General features: G+C 64.9%; 16 protein-coding genes. 7 read left to right on the top strand and 9 right to left on the bottom strand.

All coding sequences use genetic code 11. The features are described 5' to 3' along the window. Window positions 1-81: 81 nt before the first annotated feature. From DCO45_RS06180 to gloB, 3 genes are all read right to left on the bottom strand, one after another. Window positions 82-405, bottom strand: coding sequence for a tetratricopeptide repeat protein (locus tag DCO45_RS06180; protein WP_116925017.1), 324 nt, complete (start codon window positions 403-405; stop codon window positions 82-84). A 113-nt stretch (window positions 406-518) separates the two neighbouring features. After that, window positions 519-2,066 carry a transglycosylase SLT domain-containing protein gene (locus tag DCO45_RS06185; RefSeq protein ID WP_116925018.1) on the bottom strand — a complete coding sequence of 516 codons (1,548 nt, stop codon included), beginning with the start codon at window positions 2,064-2,066 and terminating at the stop codon, window positions 519-521. Next, window positions 2,066-2,839 (bottom strand): hydroxyacylglutathione hydrolase, encoded by a 774-nt coding sequence (gloB, locus tag DCO45_RS06190; RefSeq protein ID WP_116925019.1) that lies wholly within the window; start codon window positions 2,837-2,839, stop codon window positions 2,066-2,068. Before gloB ends, DCO45_RS06185 begins: the two co-directional genes overlap by 1 nt. Between gloB and DCO45_RS06195 the strand changes: the two genes are divergently transcribed. Together DCO45_RS06195 and rnhA are read left to right on the top strand one after the other, a co-directional pair. Then, window positions 2,838-3,701: a class I SAM-dependent methyltransferase gene (locus DCO45_RS06195; protein ID WP_116925020.1), complete on the top strand. Its 864-nt coding sequence runs from the start codon at window positions 2,838-2,840 to the stop codon at window positions 3,699-3,701. The genes gloB and DCO45_RS06195 overlap by 2 nt on opposite strands. 106 nt (window positions 3,702-3,807) lie before the next feature. After that, on the top strand, window positions 3,808-4,257 hold the full coding sequence (rnhA, locus tag DCO45_RS06200) for a ribonuclease HI (RefSeq protein WP_116925247.1): 450 nt from the start codon (window positions 3,808-3,810) through the stop codon (window positions 4,255-4,257). Between the two features lie 184 nt (window positions 4,258-4,441). Here the strand turns inward: rnhA and DCO45_RS06205 are convergent, their stop codons facing one another. The 3 genes from DCO45_RS06205 to DCO45_RS06215 form a co-directional block, all read right to left on the bottom strand. Beyond that, on the bottom strand, window positions 4,442-5,155 hold the full coding sequence (locus DCO45_RS06205; RefSeq protein WP_021025131.1) for a Crp/Fnr family transcriptional regulator: 714 nt from the start codon (window positions 5,153-5,155) through the stop codon (window positions 4,442-4,444). A 332-nt stretch (window positions 5,156-5,487) separates the two neighbouring features. Beyond that, on the bottom strand, window positions 5,488-6,366 hold the full coding sequence (locus tag DCO45_RS06210; protein WP_116925021.1) for a DMT family transporter: 879 nt from the start codon (window positions 6,364-6,366) through the stop codon (window positions 5,488-5,490). 235 nt (window positions 6,367-6,601) lie between these two features. After that, window positions 6,602-7,237: an NAD(P)H-dependent oxidoreductase gene (locus DCO45_RS06215; protein WP_116925022.1), complete on the bottom strand. Its 636-nt coding sequence runs from the start codon at window positions 7,235-7,237 to the stop codon at window positions 6,602-6,604. 191 nt (window positions 7,238-7,428) lie between these two features. Here DCO45_RS06215 and DCO45_RS06220 point away from each other — a divergent pair, with 191 nt between their 5' ends. Next, window positions 7,429-8,355, top strand: coding sequence for a LysR family transcriptional regulator (locus tag DCO45_RS06220; protein ID WP_021025134.1), 927 nt, complete (start codon window positions 7,429-7,431; stop codon window positions 8,353-8,355). A 180-nt stretch (window positions 8,356-8,535) separates the two neighbouring features. Further along, entirely contained in the window at window positions 8,536-9,132 is a 597-nt protein-coding gene (locus tag DCO45_RS06225; protein ID WP_243419262.1) for an alpha/beta hydrolase, read from the top strand. 249 nt (window positions 9,133-9,381) lie between these two features. Here the strand turns inward: DCO45_RS06225 and DCO45_RS06230 are convergent, their stop codons facing one another. The 3 genes from DCO45_RS06230 to DCO45_RS06240 all read right to left on the bottom strand — a co-directional run bounded on the left by DCO45_RS06230 (window position 9,382) and on the right by DCO45_RS06240 (window position 12,096). Next, complete coding sequence (locus DCO45_RS06230; RefSeq protein ID WP_021025136.1) at window positions 9,382-9,579, bottom strand: CsbD family protein; 198 nt, start codon at window positions 9,577-9,579, stop codon at window positions 9,382-9,384. Window positions 9,580-9,752: 173 nt separating this feature from the next. Continuing rightward, window positions 9,753-10,979: a GNAT family N-acetyltransferase gene (locus DCO45_RS06235; protein ID WP_116925024.1), complete on the bottom strand. Its 1,227-nt coding sequence runs from the start codon at window positions 10,977-10,979 to the stop codon at window positions 9,753-9,755. 43 nt (window positions 10,980-11,022) lie between these two features. Next, window positions 11,023-12,096: a beta-eliminating lyase-related protein gene (locus DCO45_RS06240; RefSeq protein WP_116925025.1), complete on the bottom strand. Its 1,074-nt coding sequence runs from the start codon at window positions 12,094-12,096 to the stop codon at window positions 11,023-11,025. Window positions 12,097-12,291: 195 nt separating this feature from the next. Here DCO45_RS06240 and DCO45_RS06245 point away from each other — a divergent pair, with 195 nt between their 5' ends. The 3 genes from DCO45_RS06245 to DCO45_RS06250 all read left to right on the top strand — a co-directional run bounded on the left by DCO45_RS06245 (window position 12,292) and on the right by DCO45_RS06250 (window position 15,723). Further along, window positions 12,292-13,947 (top strand): NAD+ synthase, encoded by a 1,656-nt coding sequence (locus DCO45_RS06245; protein ID WP_116925026.1) that lies wholly within the window; start codon window positions 12,292-12,294, stop codon window positions 13,945-13,947. Window positions 13,948-13,992: 45 nt separating this feature from the next. Further along, on the top strand, window positions 13,993-14,148 hold the full coding sequence (locus DCO45_RS22900; protein ID WP_165841130.1) for a hypothetical protein: 156 nt from the start codon (window positions 13,993-13,995) through the stop codon (window positions 14,146-14,148). Window positions 14,149-14,265: 117 nt separating this feature from the next. Then, entirely contained in the window at window positions 14,266-15,723 is a 1,458-nt protein-coding gene (locus DCO45_RS06250; protein ID WP_116925248.1) for a SulP family inorganic anion transporter, read from the top strand. Window positions 15,724-15,795 lie beyond the last annotated feature (72 nt).

Here is a 15,795-nt window from a genome sequence, read left to right on the forward strand (position 1 = left end):
AAGCAAGGTGAAACAAAGAAACGGCAAGCGCCTTGGCGGCCTTGCCGTTTTTTTATCGGTGATCGCCACCGCTAAGGCTGCTTATTCAGCGGCTTTTTGCAGGCGTTTCAAGAACACCGTGAGCTCCTTGACGGTCTGCGTGTCACCCTGCTGCCCCGCCACCTGCAGGCCTTGCTGCCAGCTCGCCTGCGCTTGCATGCGGGCATCGGGCACGCCCGATTCCAGCTGGGCCTTGCCCAGCAGCTTCCAGGCGGCCGAGTACTGCGGATTCTGGGCGACGGCCTGCGCCAGGTGCAGCGCGGCGGCCGCATAGTCCTCTTCCTTCAAGCAGGCCTGGCCCAGGCCAAAGCGCAGCACCGCGCTGTCTTGCCCCTTGGTCAGCAGTTTTTCCAATCCTTCGCGCATGCCATCTCCTCTGTGTTGCGCCCAGCATAGTGCGAGGCCTTTGTCCGCAAAGTCTGTGCGCATAAAAAAAGACGCTCCGGGGAGCGTCTTTTGCTGGCGTGGCGCGGGCTGCCTCAGCGCTTTTTCTTCGTGGTGCTGGTGCTGCGCTTGGACGGGGCCTTCTTGGTGGCCGTCTGGCGCACGGCGGGCTTTTTGGCGTTGCTGCTGCGGCTGCCACGGGCTGCATGGCCGCCGCTGGGGGCGGGTGCTGCGCCTACGCGCACAGGCATGTACAGAACGACCTGGTGGCCCACCTTGAAGGCGCTCTTGACGCCGATATCGTTCCAGTCGGCCACCTGTGCGGCGGTGACGCGGTAGCGCTGGGCCACGCGCGCGACGGTGTCGCCCTTGCGGGCTTTGACGGTGGTGCGGCGGGTGACCACTTCCGGGGTCAGCGCGATGTGGGCGTTGTCGGCCAGGTGGCTGGAGACATCCTGCTTGACAGCGGCCGAGCGCGGCACCATCAGCGACGAGCCGCCCTTGACCATCATGCGCGGCGGAATATTGTTGACCGCGCGCAGGTCGTTCTCGCTCATGCCGACCATGCCAGCGGCCGTGGCCACGGTCATGGTGCTGGGCACGGTCCAGACCGTCCAGCTCGCGTACTGGCCTTTTTCATGGGCCTGCAGGTTGCGGCGGAACACATTGGCGTTGTCCCAGGGCAGCAGCACCTGGGGCGTGCCGGCCTTGAAGATCACCGGGCGGTTGAACGAGGGGTTGAGCGACTTCAACTCATCCATCGTGACGCCGGCCATCTCGGCTACCTGGGCGGTGTCGATGTCACGGTCCAGGGTCACGGCCTGGAAGTAGGGGTGGTTCTCGATGAGCGGCAGCTCGGCCTGGAAGCGCTCGGGGTGGGCAATGATGTTCTTGACCGCCTGCAGCTTGGGCACGTAGTTGCGCGTCTCATCGGGCATGCTCAGGTCGGTGTAGGCGCCGCCCAGGCCCTGCTTTTGGTTGCGTGCAATGGCGCGGCCCACGCTGCCTTCGCCCCAGTTGTAGGCGGCCAGTGCCAGGTGCCAGTCGCCAAACATGTTGTAGAGCTTTTGCAGGTAGTCCAGCGCCGCGCGGGTCGAGGCCAGCACGTCGCGCCGGTCGTCGCGGAACATGTTCTGCTTGAGGTCGAAATAGGTGCCGGTGGCGGGCATGAACTGCCACATACCGGCCGCCTTGGCGCTGGAGACCGCCTGCGGGTTGTAGGCGCTCTCGATGTAGGGCAGCAGGGCCAGCTCGGTGGGCATGCCCCGGCGCTCGAGCTCCTCGACGATGTGGAACATGTACTTGGAGGAGCGCTGGGTCATGCGCTGTATGTAATCGGGGCGGCTGGAATACCACTGCTCCTGGTTGCCCACCAGGTCGTTTTCCAGATCGGGCATCGCAAAGCCCCGGCGGATGCGGTCCCAGAGATCATCGGGCACGGCCAGGCTGGTGACGGCGCCATTGCCCTGCAGGCTGGCCGCATTGATGGGGCTCAAGGGGCCGCTGGGGTAGTTGGGGGTGTGCGGTACCGAGCTGATCTTCGGTGCATCGCCTGCTGCGGTGGGCGGGCCGCCGGTCTCGGTCGTGGCGCAGCCAGTCAGGGCGAGCAGGGCGCTGAGGCTCCACAGGTACAGATACTTCATCAGAATTGGTTCTTCCAGCGACGCAGCGCGGCAAAAACGGCGACAGGGTCGCTGCCAGGGGTGGAGGGATCAAACTGCTGCGCAGCGCGGGCCACGGTGGCCAGGCTGCAGCGCAGGAAAGGGTTGATGCGCAGCTCGTTGCCAAGTTGCGCGGGCAAGGTGGGCGCGCCGCGCTCACGCAGCTGCTCGCAGTGCGCCAGGTAGCGGGCGATGTCCGGGTTGTCGGGCTCCACCGCCTGCGCAAAGCGCAGGTTGGACAGCGTGTACTCATGGGCGGCGCAGACCCGCGTTTGGGCGGGCAGCGCAGCGAGCGCCGACAGCGATGCATGCATCTGCGCGGGTGTGCCTTCAAAAAGGCGGCCGCAGCCGCCTGAGAACAAGGTATCGCCACAGAACAGCACCGGCTGCCCGGCCACATCGGCGCAGTAATAAGCGATATGCCCGGCGGTATGGCCGGGCACATCGATCACCTGCCACTGCAGGCCCAGCAGCTCCAGCGTGTTGCCGCCCTGCATGGGCTGGCAAGGCTGGGGAATGTCCTCGGTGGCCGGGCCGTACACACGAGCGCCAGTGGCCTCGCGCAGCTCGGCCACGCCGCCGGTATGGTCGCCATGGTGGTGGGTCACTACAATGGCTTGCAGCTGCAGACCCAGGCGGCGCAGCGCGTCCAGCGCGGGCGCAGCCTGGCCTGGGTCGACGACCAGCGCGCGCTGTCCGTCGTGCAGCAGCCAGATGTAGTTGTCGTTGAAAGCGGGCAGAGGTAACAGATGCATGAATGACCAAATTATAGGCACGCAAAATTGGTGGCAGACGCCGCTGGGCAGCTACATGCTGTCTTGGGAGCAAACATGTTACGACGATGCCGTGGCCGATATTTTTGGCTTCCATAGCCTGCAGATCGGGCTTTTCCCGCTGCAGGGGCTGCGCAACAATCGCACGCCCCATCGTTGGCTCGCGCTCGACTCGACCGAGCAGACCGCGCAGTGGCAACAAAGCCGCCTGGCAGATGTACAGAGCTTTGCACTGCCTTTACAAAGCGAGCCGGGTCTGCCCGCAACGCGGACAGAGCCTGTCACCGCCAGCTTGCTGTGTGATGCCCATGCACTGCCCTTTGGCCCCGATACCCTGGACCTGGTGCTGCTGCCCCATACCTTGGAGCTGAGCGCCGACCCCCATGCGGTGCTGCGCGAGGTGGCCCGTGTGCTGGTGCCCGAAGGCCGGGTGCTGATCAGCGGCATCAACCCTGCCAGCCTCTGGGGCATGCACACCTGGAGCCGCCGCATTCCGGGACTGCAAAAGCTCCCGCCGATGCCCAATGACCACAACCTGATCGGCTACGGGCGTTTGCGCGACTGGCTCAAGCTACTGGGGCTGGAGCTGCAAAGCGCCAGCTTTGGCTGCTTTCGCCCTGCGATGCGCAGCGATGCCTGGCTGCGCCGCTGGGAATGGATGGACAGGGTCGGGCCTACGGCTTGGCCGGTACTGGGCGGCGTGTATTTTGCCGAGGCGGTGAAAAAAGTGCCCAGCGTGCACAAATTGGCCGCGCCGTGGAAGGCAGCGGCGCCCAGTGGCGTGGCGCGCCCTGCGGTGGCCGCCCGTGAGCGGCTGAGCGAAACGCAGCGCCGTGTGGAATGACACGGCCGTAAGCGGCTGCAGTCCGCCGCGCACAGGGGCCCAAAAATAGCCAGCAAATGCGCTTATAGTGGCCCTCTGTAATCGCGGCAAGTGCCAAGGAGTGGGTGTGAACCAAGTGGTGATTTATACGGACGGTGCCTGCAAGGGCAACCCTGGCCCTGGCGGCTGGGGCGCTTTGCTCAGCGCTGGCACTGCGCAAAAGGAGCTGTTTGGTGGCGAGCTGGGCACGACCAACAACCGCATGGAGCTGATGGCGGTGATCCAGGCGCTCGAAGCCTTGAAGCGCCCCTGTGATGTGCAGCTGTATCTGGACAGCCAGTACGTTCGCAAAGGCATCACTGAATGGATCTCTGGCTGGAAGGCCAAGGGTTGGCGCACGGCCAGCAAGGAGCCAGTCAAGAATGTCGATCTGTGGCAACGCCTCGATGCACTGGTGCATGGCGGCGAGCACCGTATCACCTGGCACTGGGTCAAGGGCCATGCCGGCGACCCAGGCAATGAGCGCGCAGACGCACTGGCCAACCGGGGTGTGGCGATGGCGCTGGGCCGAGGCTGAGGCAATTTAGCAATACAACCAGGGAGCGCGAGCTATGGGACGCATCATGGGGATTTTGGCAGTGGTCGGTGTGCTGGCCGCTTTGTATGTGGCCTACCGCTACGGGGTGTTTTAAGCCGGACGTTGCGCCCGTGCTGTACAAGGCCCACCAGCCAGTGCGGGTGGTGGGCGAATGCGCATCTTTTTACTCGGAAGCGGCGATGCGGCGCAGCGCATTGCTGTCACGCACCGTCAGGCCCGAGGGCTCGATGCGGATGGAGGACTCGCGCTCCATCGATTTGAGCTCCTGGTTCACCCGCTGTCGCGAGGCGCCCAGCAACTGGGCCAGCTCTTCTTGGGCCAGTTGCAGGCCGATGCGGGTTTCGCTGCTTTCCTTGCCGGGCACGCCGTAGCTGCGCGAGAGGTGCAGCAGCTGCTTGGCCAGGCGCGCGCGCAGCGGCAAGGTGTTGAGGTCTTCCACCATGCCGTAGAGGCTGCGGATGCGGCGCGCATGCATGCGTGCCAGCGCCTGGTAGAACTCCACATGCGTCTGCAAGATGCGCTGGAAGTCGGCCTTGCTGACGCAGACCAGCGTGGTCTCGCCATGGGCATAGACATCATGGGTGCGGCTGTCGTCATCGAACAGGCCCACATCGCCAAACCAGGTGCCTGGCTCGACATAGGTCAAGGTGATCTGCTTGCCCGTGAGCGACGCCGAACTCACGCGGGCCGAGCCCCGGGCCACGGACACCCACTCTTCGGGCTCATCGCCACGGGAGAAGATCAACCCGCCATCCTTGAAACGCTTGACATAGGCACAGCGCAGAATGTCATGGCGCAAAGTCGGCGAGAGGGTGCTGAACCAGCGCCCTGTGTTGATGGCTTCGCGCTCTTCGGGGGTCAGGATTGGATCGTCCATGGCATGTCGTCTCGGTGACTGGAATTATGAATTTTGTCGCTTGTGCGACGGTCATCACCGAATGTATAGCATTGCCGCCAAATTGTTAATTGTCACCCGAGCCCCTCAGGCGTGCGGCAATCCAAGTTGTCCGTTTTTGCAACCTGAGCAGCAGCAAGGAATAGGCGCTATATGCTCATTGGGTTTGCATATATCGCTATCAATTTGATATTTGGGTTTCCCCGGTGTGCGCGAATGACGAAGGGGTACTTCTTCAATGGTGAAGCTGGTCTTAAATGCTGGGGTATTGGGCAGAGGCTCTGCGCGCTTTCCCTCTTGTTTCCGCTGGCTTTTTAGGCTGACAGGCGCTGGCGCAGGCGCTGTTGCCACACTTCCACCAGCACCACACCCAGGCCCGCGCAGCAGATCAAGGCCATGCCGGCAGCCGTCGCCGCATCGGGCAACTGGCCAAAAATCAACCAGCCCAAGGTGGTGGCCGAGACGATTTGCAGGTAGTTGAACGGCGCCAGCAAGGTCGCACTGGTCTTGCTGTAGGCAGTGATCTGCAGCCAGTGACCGACAAAGCCGGACAGGCCGGTGGAGGCCAGCAGCAGCCATTGCCACACCGTCAGATCGAGCTGCTTCCAGAAAAAGGGCAGCAAGGCGCTCAGTACCAGTGCACCAAACAGGCCCCCGTAGAGGTTGCTGGTGAGCGGGTCGTCTGCCGCCACGCGGCGCGTGCTGATCTGGAACAGCGCAAAGGTGCTGGCCGTCACCACGCCCCAGATGGCCCCTTCGGTGGACAGCTGCCCGCCCGGGCGGATGACCACCAGCATGCCGACAAAGCCCAGCAGCACGCCCGCCCAGCGGTGCCAACCCGGGCGCTCGCCCAGCAGCCAGGGCGCCAGCCCCATCACCAACAGCGGCGCCATGAAGTTCATCGCCGTGCCCTCGGCCAGTGGCACCATGCTCAGCACATGGAAGAACAGCAAGGTGGTGGCAATCATCAGCACCGAGCGCTGGACCTGGCGCGACAGCGACTGCGTGCGAAACAGCCCCAGCCCCCGCTTGGGCAGCACAAACACCCCCATCAGCACCACATGGCCGACATAACGGAACCAGGCCACCATCAGCACCGGCACCCCCGCCAGGACCAGCAGCTTGCCGCTGGCGTCCAGGCTAGAGAGAATCCACAGCCCGCAGACATGCAAGGCGATACCGAGTTGGCTCATGGGAGGCAGTTTTAGCGCAGCAGAGGCGGCCGATTGTAACCACGGGTTGAGCACTTTTCAGTCGCCGCATCAATAGGCTGATTCAGTGGCTTGCCTTGTCATGCAGACGCAAAAAAGCCGATCGGAAGGCTCTTCTTCAGATCGGCGATAAAGCTCGGCACTGGGTGGTGGGTGCCAGGCCGCAGTCGGAGGGGGCGTTGGGCTCCCGGCCTCCTGCTGTTCAGGTGCGCGGCAATCAGGCCGCGACGGCCTGCTGCATCGGCGTGGCCACGGCCTGGGCGATCTCGGCTTGGGCCTTGCTGATGGCAGCGGCGCGGGCTTCAGGGCCCATGGCCAGGCCTTCGGCGCGGGCAAAGTGCACATCGGTGATGCCGATAAAGCCGAAGATGGTTTGCAGGTAGGTTTCCTGGTGCTCCATCGCACGGCCGCCTTCACTGGTCGAGTAGATGCCGCCGCGCGATTCGACCACGATCACCTTCTTGCCACCGGCCAGGCCTTCTGGGCCGTTGGCGGTGTAGCGGAAGGTGCGGCCGCTTTGCAGCACACGGTCAATCCAGCTGCGCAGCTGGGTGGGGATGCTGAAGTTGTACAAAGGCGCGCCGATGACCAGCACATCGGCTTCGAGCAGCTGGCTCACGAGGGCCTCGGAGATCGCATTTTGCTCGCGCTCGGCTTCGGTCTTGGCTTCCTGGCCGGTGCGAAAGCCCAGTGCGTCAGCGCCCAGGTGGGGTGGGGTGTTGACGGCCAGGTCCAGGTACTCGACCTGGGTGTTGGGATGCACCGCAACCCAGGCCTTGACGGCTTCGGCGCTGAGTTGGCGGGAGACGGAGTTGGCGCCCAGGATGGACGAATCGATATGCAGCAGTTTCATGGTCAGTCCTTCAATCAGGTGACGGCTTTTGCTGCAGTCGCAGCATTTTTGCCAATGGCTGAATTCTGTCACTGCTGGCGGGCCCGATTGAGCGCTGGAATTGGGTTGGATTGTTCTATTTTTAGAACTATGATGGGCAGACTTTTTTGCCGCCTGTGCCCGCGCAGACCGCGCTAACGCTGCCTCTCACGATGAAATACGACCTCAACGACATGTACTACTTTGCCGAAGTGGTCGAGCGCGGCGGCTTTGCTGCGGCGGGCCGCGCGCTGGGGGTGCCCAAGTCGCGCCTGTCGCGCCGCATTGCCGATCTGGAGGCGCAGCTGGGCGTGCGGCTGCTGCAGCGCACGACGCGAAGGCTGTCGTTGACCGATGCCGGTGAGACCTTTTTGCGCCATGCGCAAACAGCGCGCGAGGCGGCGCAGAATGCACAGGCCGAGATGGAGCAGACCCAGCGCGAGCCCTCGGGCACGGTGCGCGTGTCCTGCCCTGTCACCCTGGCCCAGGGCGCGGTGGGCAAGCTGCTGCCGGCCTTTTTGCGTACCTATGCCAAGGTGCGCATCGAGATGCTGGTGACCAACCGCACCATCAACCTGATCGAAGAGGGCATTGATGTGGCGCTGCGGGTGCGTGCCAACCTCAATGACAGCGGCAGCCTGGTCGTCAAACGCCTGGGCATGACGCGCCAGCGCCTGGTGGCCAGCCCCGAGCTGCTGGCCGTGCATGGCGTGCCGCAGACCCCGCAGGACCTGGGCAGCAAGATCCCGACGATGTCGCTGACCAGTGCCGATGGCAACAGCACCTTGCAGCTGGTGGGCCCCGAAGGCGAGCATGTGACCATCCACCACCAGGCTCGCTATGTGGCCGATGACCTGGTGACGCTGAAATATGCCGTGCTCGACGGCATTGGCGCCTGCTGGATGCCCGCGGCCATGGTGCGCGATGAGGTCGCCAATGGCGACCTGGTCGAGCTGCTGGCCGGCTGGAGCATCCCCGAAGGCATCTTGCATGCGGCCTTTGTCTCGCGCCGCAATATGGCGCCAGCGCAGCGCGCGTTTCTGGACTTCATGGGCGAGAACCTGCCGTTGCAGCGCATTGGCCAAACCGATGGGACCTGAATGCCTGGCGCTGCTTCATATTAGTTTTAGAAATAACAATACTAAAAAATAGTCGTTGTTGATCTAAAGGCCTGCTTTGACAATGCATGCATGTCCGGTGCCTGTCTTGTCACGATCAATCCCTCCCCCCCGCCACGCCCTGCGGCCATTGCGGTCGCACAGCGTAATGGCCAGCGGCCTGTGCAGCCGGGGTGGCGTGGAGAAGCCGAGACGGGTGCGCCGGTCTCGGTGGTGATCGTGCCGGGCTGGCGCAACTCCGGCCCCGGCCATTGGCAAAGCCTGTGGGCTGAACGGATTGCCGGCGCCTTGCGCGTGGAGCAGGAGGACTGGTTGCAACCGCACCGCAGCCCCTGGGTAGCCAGTGTGCAGGAGGCCATTGAGGCCGCGCCGCACCCGGTCATCCTGGTGGCCCATTCGCTGGGCTGCATCACCAGCGTGCATGCGGTCGAGCAACTAGGCAACCAGCAACGCGGCAGCATTGCCGGGGCCTTGCTGGTGGCGCCGGCCGATCCGGAGCGCCGCGCGCTGTTTGAAGACTTCACACCCGTGCCCGCGAACCCGCTGCCCTTTGCCAGCATTGTGGCTGCCAGCAGCAACGACCCCTATTGTCCGATCCGCATGGCCAGCGCCTATGCCAAAAGCTGGGGCAGCACCTTTGTGCGCGTGCCTTCGGCCGGCCATATCAATGTGGAATCGGGCCATGGCGAATGGCCGCTGGGCTGGGCCTTGCTGGGTGCCTTGGCATCGTTGGCGCCGGTGCAAGCGCAAGCGGCCTGATTCGCTCCTGCCTGATCTCTTTTTCCGCGTCCATATCTGGCATCTCTGCACGGTTCGTGCAGGCGGTCTTCGCGCTGCCTGCACTTTTGCTGCGGGCAAAAAAATGCCAGCAACGAATGCTGGCCAAGGAGGGGTTCGGTTGAATCAATAGGCTTATATTGCCTTAAATTGAGTGCCTCAATGTCGGTAATTTGTATGTGTTAGTGACGTTCATCAAGGCCGCTGTTACACCCCGGAGGTCGATCAGGCTCAGAGGCGCTTCTTGGCCGCATCAGCGGCGTCCTTCAAGCTCTCTTTCACATCACCGGCCTTTTTCTGGATTTCGCCTTCGGCCTCCAGTGCCTTGCCCTTGGCGATCTGGCTGGGGCTGTTGATGGCCTTGCCGACACCGGCCTGTGCTTCGCCTGCGAGGTCCTTGATCTTGCCTACGACTTGGTCCTTGTTCATGGTGCCACTCCTTGCTTGGTTGAGGTGTAGCCATTGTGCGCAGCGGCCATGCCAGAGCCTGTCAGTGCGCAGTCGTGCTTGTTGTGCGGTATCGCCGACAGCGGTCACAGCGCCGCAACCACCGACAAGATTAATTACAACTTGGGCAGGGGATCAACCAGCCGGGGCCGGGCTTATGGCCGGTGTTTGAGCGGGCTGTGGTCCTGCAGCGAACGCTGGTACTCGGCCATGCCCTGGGACTCGCGCGCCAGGTAGCGCTCTACCGCCTGGGCAAAGCCGGCATGGGCCAGCCAGTGGGCGCTGGGGGTGCGCACCGGCATGAGGGCGCGTGCCATCTTGTGCTCGCCCTGCGCGCCGCCTTCAAAGCACTGCAGGCCATGGCGTATGCACCATGCAATGGGCTGGTAGTAGCAGGCCTCAAAGTGCAGGCAGTCCACCCGCTCCATCGCACCCCAGTAGCGGCCATAGGCGTGGCGCGGCCCCGTGCCCGGCGCATCGATCGCGATCAGGCTGGCGGCGATGGGGCGGCCCTCGCGCTCGGCGATAAAGAGCAGCCAGTGCTCGGCCATCTGCGTGCGCATCGCGGCAAAGAACGCCGGGGTCAGGTAGGGCGCGTTGCCATGCTCCAGATAGGTGCGCTCATAGCACTGGTAGAAGAAGTCCCAATCGGCTGCGCTGATCTGCGCTCCACTGGCATGGCGGAACGTGACGCCAGCGGCCTGCACCTTGCGCCGCTCCTGGCGAATCTTCTTGCGCTTGTCCTGCTGCAGCTCAGCCAGAAAATCATCGAAGTCTGCGTAGGGCCTGGCGTCGCCGGTCTCGGCCGCATCGCGGTTGCGCCAGTGGAACTGCACGTTCTCGCGCTGCATCAGCGCAATGTTATCCGCCGCCTGAAGATCGGGCGCAGCGCCAAACAGTAGGTGCAGCGACGAGACCTGCTGCTGGTCGCAAAACTGGGTGGCGGCATGCAGCAACGGCGCGCGAAAGCTGTCATCGGCCACCAGCAGGCGGCTGCCGGGCACCGGGGTAAAGGGCACGGCAATGACCGCCTTGGGGAAGTAGTCCAGGCCATGCTCGGCATAGGCCCGCGCCCAGGCAAAGTCAAACACGTACTCGCCATAGGAATGGCTTTTGAGGTACATAGGGCAAGCGCCCACCAGCACGTCGCCCTGCCACAGGCTCAGGTGGCAAGGCTGCCAGCCGCTCTCCACGGTGGCGCTGCCGCTGTCCTCCAGCGCCTGCAGATAGGCGTGGCGCATGAAGGGGGTGGGGCGCTCTTGCAAGGCCAGCAGTCCATCCCAGGCGAGGGCATCGAACTCGGCGATGCTGGGCAGGATGCGCAGCTCCAGGCTGGGGCCAGGGTGGGGTGCGGGCGTGGGGTCAGCGGGCAGCGAGGTCATGGCCCGATTGTGGTCTGCCTGCTGCGCCGCTGCACGGGGCAGGTTATGCGGCTTGGCGCTGGTGGCTGTGCACCAGGTCCATCAGCGCGGCGATTTCTTCGTCGCTGCTGGACCAGGACGCGACAAAGCGCACCACCACCTCGCCCGCCTGCAGCTGGGTACCTGCCGGCAGGCTGCTGGCGTACCAGTCAGAGCAGCGCACGCCCTGGGCGCGCAGATGTTCATAGAGCGCAATGGGCATCCGCACAAACACTTCATTGGCCTGGGTGGGCCAGCTCAGGCGTACACCAGGCGTGGCGGCGAGTGCGGCCGACAGCTTGGCTGCCATCGCATTGGCATGGCGGGCCAGCTCCATCCAGTGGCCGCCCTCCAGCCAGGCGCAGAACTGGGCGCCGATGGTGCGGCTTTTGGAGACCAGCTGCCCGCTGCGCTTGATGCGCAGCGAGAAGTTCTGGGCCAGCGCCTGGTCGAAGAACACCACCGCCTCAGCCATCAGCGCGCCGTTCTTGGAGGCGCCCAGGCTCAGCACATCGACACCCGCGCGCCAGGTGATGTCGCCCGGGTGGCACTGCAGCGCGGCGATGGCATTGGCCAGGCGCGCACCATCCATGTGCAGACGCAGGCCCAGTGCATGGGCCTGGGCGGCCAGTGCGGCAATCTCTTGGGGCTGGTAGACCAGGCCGTTCTCGGTCACCTGGGAGATGCTCAGGCCGCTGATCACCATGTTGTGGGGTGCGTCGTGGGGGGTGCGCTCCACAAACGCGGCCAGGTCCTCGGCGCTGATCTTGCCGTTGTCCGTGGCCATCGGCAGCAGGCTGGCGCCGCCGGTGAAGAGCGCCGGGGCGCTGTTCTCATCGACCGCGATATGGGCCATGTGGTGGCAGACCACGGCGTTCCAGGGCTGGGCGATGGTGGACAGCGCCAGGCAATTGGCCGCTGTGCCGGTGGTGACGAAGAACACTTTGACGGGCGCGCCAAAGGCCTCGCCCAGCATCTGCTCGGCGCGCTGGCTCCATTCGTCGTTGCCGTAGGCGGACTGGATGCCGCTGGCGGCCTCTACCAGGGTTTGCAGGATGCGGGGGGAGACGCCGGCTTGGTTGTCGCTGCCAAAGTTCATGGGACGCTGCAGGTGGTGGTGCAAAAGCCCGATTTTGCCCGCAAACCGCGCGCCAGCGGACCCGGACTGGCGGGATTTGCGTGCCGCTGCGCAGGCCTTGGGGTTTGTAGGCTAGACTCTTTGGCTGCGCCAGGCACGGGCCCTGCCCACTCTCCTTGTGGCCCTGGTGCACTGCTCACTGCCATCGAACCATCCATGTCCCATTTTTCCATTGCAAGCGCCCAGCTGAACTTTGTTGTGGGCGATATGCCGGGCAATGCCCGCAAGATCATTGATGCGGCGGCGCAGGCCGCGGCCCAGGGCACCCAGCTGCTGCTGACCCCCGAGCTGGGCATTTGCGGCTATGCCGCCGAGGACCTGTTCCAGCGCCCCTCGTTCCTGGCGGCCTGCGATGCCGCCGTGGCGCAGGTGCTGGAGGCCAGCCGGCAGTGGCCCGATCTGACGGTGGTGCTGGGCCACCCGCAGGCGGCGCAGCATGCGGCCCATGGCCGCTGCTACAACGCCGCCAGCGTGCTGCGCGCCGGCCAGGTGCTGGCCAGCTACCGCAAGCAGCTGCTGCCCAACTACCGTGAATTTGACGAGACCCGCTACTTTGTCGAAGGCACGCAGACCTGTGTGTTCGAGGTGGCGGGCAGCCGCATTGGCCTGCTGATCTGCGAAGACGCCTGGGCCAGCCAGCCCGCGCGGGCGGCCAAGGCGGCCGGTGCGCAGCTGCTGGCCGTCATCAATGCCTCGCCATTCCAGATGGACAAGCCCGGCCACCGCGAGGCCCTGCTGGCCGAGCGCACACGCGAGACCGGTCTGCCGCTGGTCTATGCCCACCTGGTGGGCGGGCAGGATGAGCTGGTGTTTGACGGCCACTCGTTTGCGCTCAATGCCGATGGCCAGGTGGCCGCCCGCGCCCCAGGTTTTGACGCGCATCTGCTGACCGTGCAGGTCGAGGCCACGGCCACGGGCCTGCAGCTGTCCGGCCCCATCGCCCAGCCTGGCGACACCAACCAGCAGCTGTGGCAGGCCTTGGTGGTGGCGGTGCGCGACTACCTGGGCAAGACCGGTTTCCCCGGTGCGGTGCTGGGTTTGTCCGGCGGTATCGATTCGGCCCTGGTGCTGGCGATTGCGGTCGATGCGCTGGGGGCCGACAAAGTGCGCACGGTGATGATGCCTTCGCCCTACACGGCCGATATCAGCTGGATCGATGCGCGCGAGATGGCCGAGCGCCTGTCCGTGGCCTATGAGGAGATCTCGATTGCGCCGCAGTTCGAAGCCTTCAAGGCCGCGCTGGCGCATGATTTTGCCGGCCGCGCCGAAGACACGACCGAGGAAAACCTGCAGGCCCGCATTCGGGGCACCTTGCTGATGGCGCTGTCCAACAAGTTTGGCTCCATCGTGCTGACCACCGGCAACAAGAGCGAGATGGCCACCGGCTACTGCACCTTGTACGGCGACATGGCGGGCGGCTTTGCGGTGCTGCGCGATGTGCCCAAGACCCGTGTGTTCGAGCTGGCGCGCTGGCGCAATGCCCATGACCCCTACGGAACCGGCCGCAACCCGATTCCGGAGCGCATCATTACCCGCCCGCCCAGTGCCGAGCTGCGGCCGGACCAGAAGGACCAGGACAGCCTGCCGCCCTATGAAGTGCTCGATGCGATCATCGCGCGCTATATGGAGCAGGACGCCGACATCGACAGCATTGTGGCTGCCGGCTACCCCCGCGCCGATGTGGAGCGGGTGGTGCGCCTGATCCGCATCAACGAATACAAGCGCCGCCAGGCCGCCGTGGGCCCGCGCCTGTCGGCCCGGGGTTTTGGCCGCGACTGGCGCTACCCCATCACCAACGGTTTTCGCGGCTGAGCGGCGGCGGCCACTGCCCGTGCCTGTGACCCACGCCTGCGGCCCATGCCCTTGATGCCCTTGATGCGCTGTGCCTGCCCGCCGTTTGCACCCAATGCGGGGCGGCTGGGGGCTGCGCGCTTTCAGAGCTTTGTGCGCGCACGCATTGCGCGCCAGGTCGCCACGCGCCAGTCGGGCTTCTCGCGGCTCAATCCGCCATAGCGCGGCGCGCCTTCCCTCGCTTTCGTTGATCGCGGCATCGCGCGGCCCGCCTGCGCCGCCGCATTACTTCCGTCTTTTTTGGAGCTGCACTCGGTGATACCGGGTGCGCGCTTTGCCATGTCCCCTTTTCTTCATTATTTCCGCGCCCAGTGGGCGCCGAGCGTGCCGCGCGAGCTGATGGCCGGCGCGGTCGCCACGTTTGCGCTGATCCCCGAGGTCATCGCCTTTTCCTTTGTCGCCGGAGTGGATCCATCGGTGGGCCTGTTTGCCTCCTTTGTCATCAGCATCGTCATTGCCTTTGCGGGCGGGCGGCCGGCCATGGTGTCGGCCGCTGCGGGCTCAGTGGCCCTGGTCGCAGCGCCCTTGGTGCAGGCCCATGGCCTGCAGTACCTGTTGGCGGCGGGCCTGCTGGCCGGCGCCATGCAGGTGCTGTTTGGCTGGCTGCGCCTGGGCGTGCTGCTGCGCTTTGTCTCGGGCTCGGTGCGCACCGGTTTTGTCAATGCGCTGGCCATTCTTATTTTTGCGGCCCAGCTGCCACACCTGGTGGGCGCCAATGGCGCGACCTGGGCCATGCTGTCGCTGGGCCTGGTGGTCATCTATGGCCTGCCGCACATCAGTACGGCCATCCCGTCGCCTTTGATCTGCATCCTGGTGTTGACGGGCGCAGCCCATGCGCTGGATCTGCCGCTCAAGACTGTGGCTGACCTGGGCCACCTGCCCGATAGCTTGCCCAGCTGGGCGCTGCCCGATGTGCCGCTGTCCTGGCGGACCCTGCAGCTGATCGCGCTGCCGGCGCTGGCCATTGCGATGGTGGGCCTGCTCGAATCCTTGATGACCGCCAGCGTGGTCGATGAGCAGACCGATACCCCCAGCGCCAAAAACCGCGAATGCAGCGGGCTGGGCCTGGCCAATATCGCAGCCAGCTGCTTTGGTGGCATAGCGGGCTGCGGCATGATCGGCCAGAGCGTGAGCAATGTGCGCTATGGCGGGCGCGGCCGGCTGTCCACCTTGTTTGCCGGTGCCTTTTTGCTGGGCTTGATGGTGCTGCTCAAGCCCTGGGTGGCCCAGGTGCCGGTGGTGGCGCTGGTCGCGATCATGGTCATGGTGTCGGCTTCGACCCTGGACTGGGGATCGGCCCGCGCGCTGCTCAAACATCCCAAGCTGTCGAGCCTGGTGATGCTCGCCACGGTGGTGGTCACCATCGCCACCCACAACCTGGCCGCTGGCGTGGCGGTGGGCGTGCTGCTGAGCGGCGTGTTCTTCATGTTCAAGATGTCCAGGCTGCTGCAGGTGCAGCGCAGCGGCGATGCCGAGTTGGTCTACGCCGTGCGTGGCCAGCTGTTCTTTGCCTCGGCCGATCTGCTGGTTGATGCCTTTGATGTGCGCGAGATCGAGGGCCGGCCGGTGCGCATCGACATGGCGCAGGCGCATCTGTGGGACATCACGGCCGTGCAGGCGCTCGCCAAGGTCTGCGCACGGTTGCGCAAGCATGGCAGCGCCGTGCAGGTGACAGGGCTCAACGCCCAGAGCCAGGCGCTGGCTGCCCGTCTGGACCTGCGGCTGGACGGCGTTTAGCGGGCGGATGGGCCATGGCTTGGGCTGCCATTGCCTGGAGATTTGGCCCCGGAGGTGCCGAAGCCGGAATCT

This window comes from Comamonas sp. JNW, from assembly GCF_003105075.1.
Taxonomy (GTDB): Bacteria; Pseudomonadota; Gammaproteobacteria; order Burkholderiales; family Burkholderiaceae_C; genus Comamonas; species Comamonas squillarum.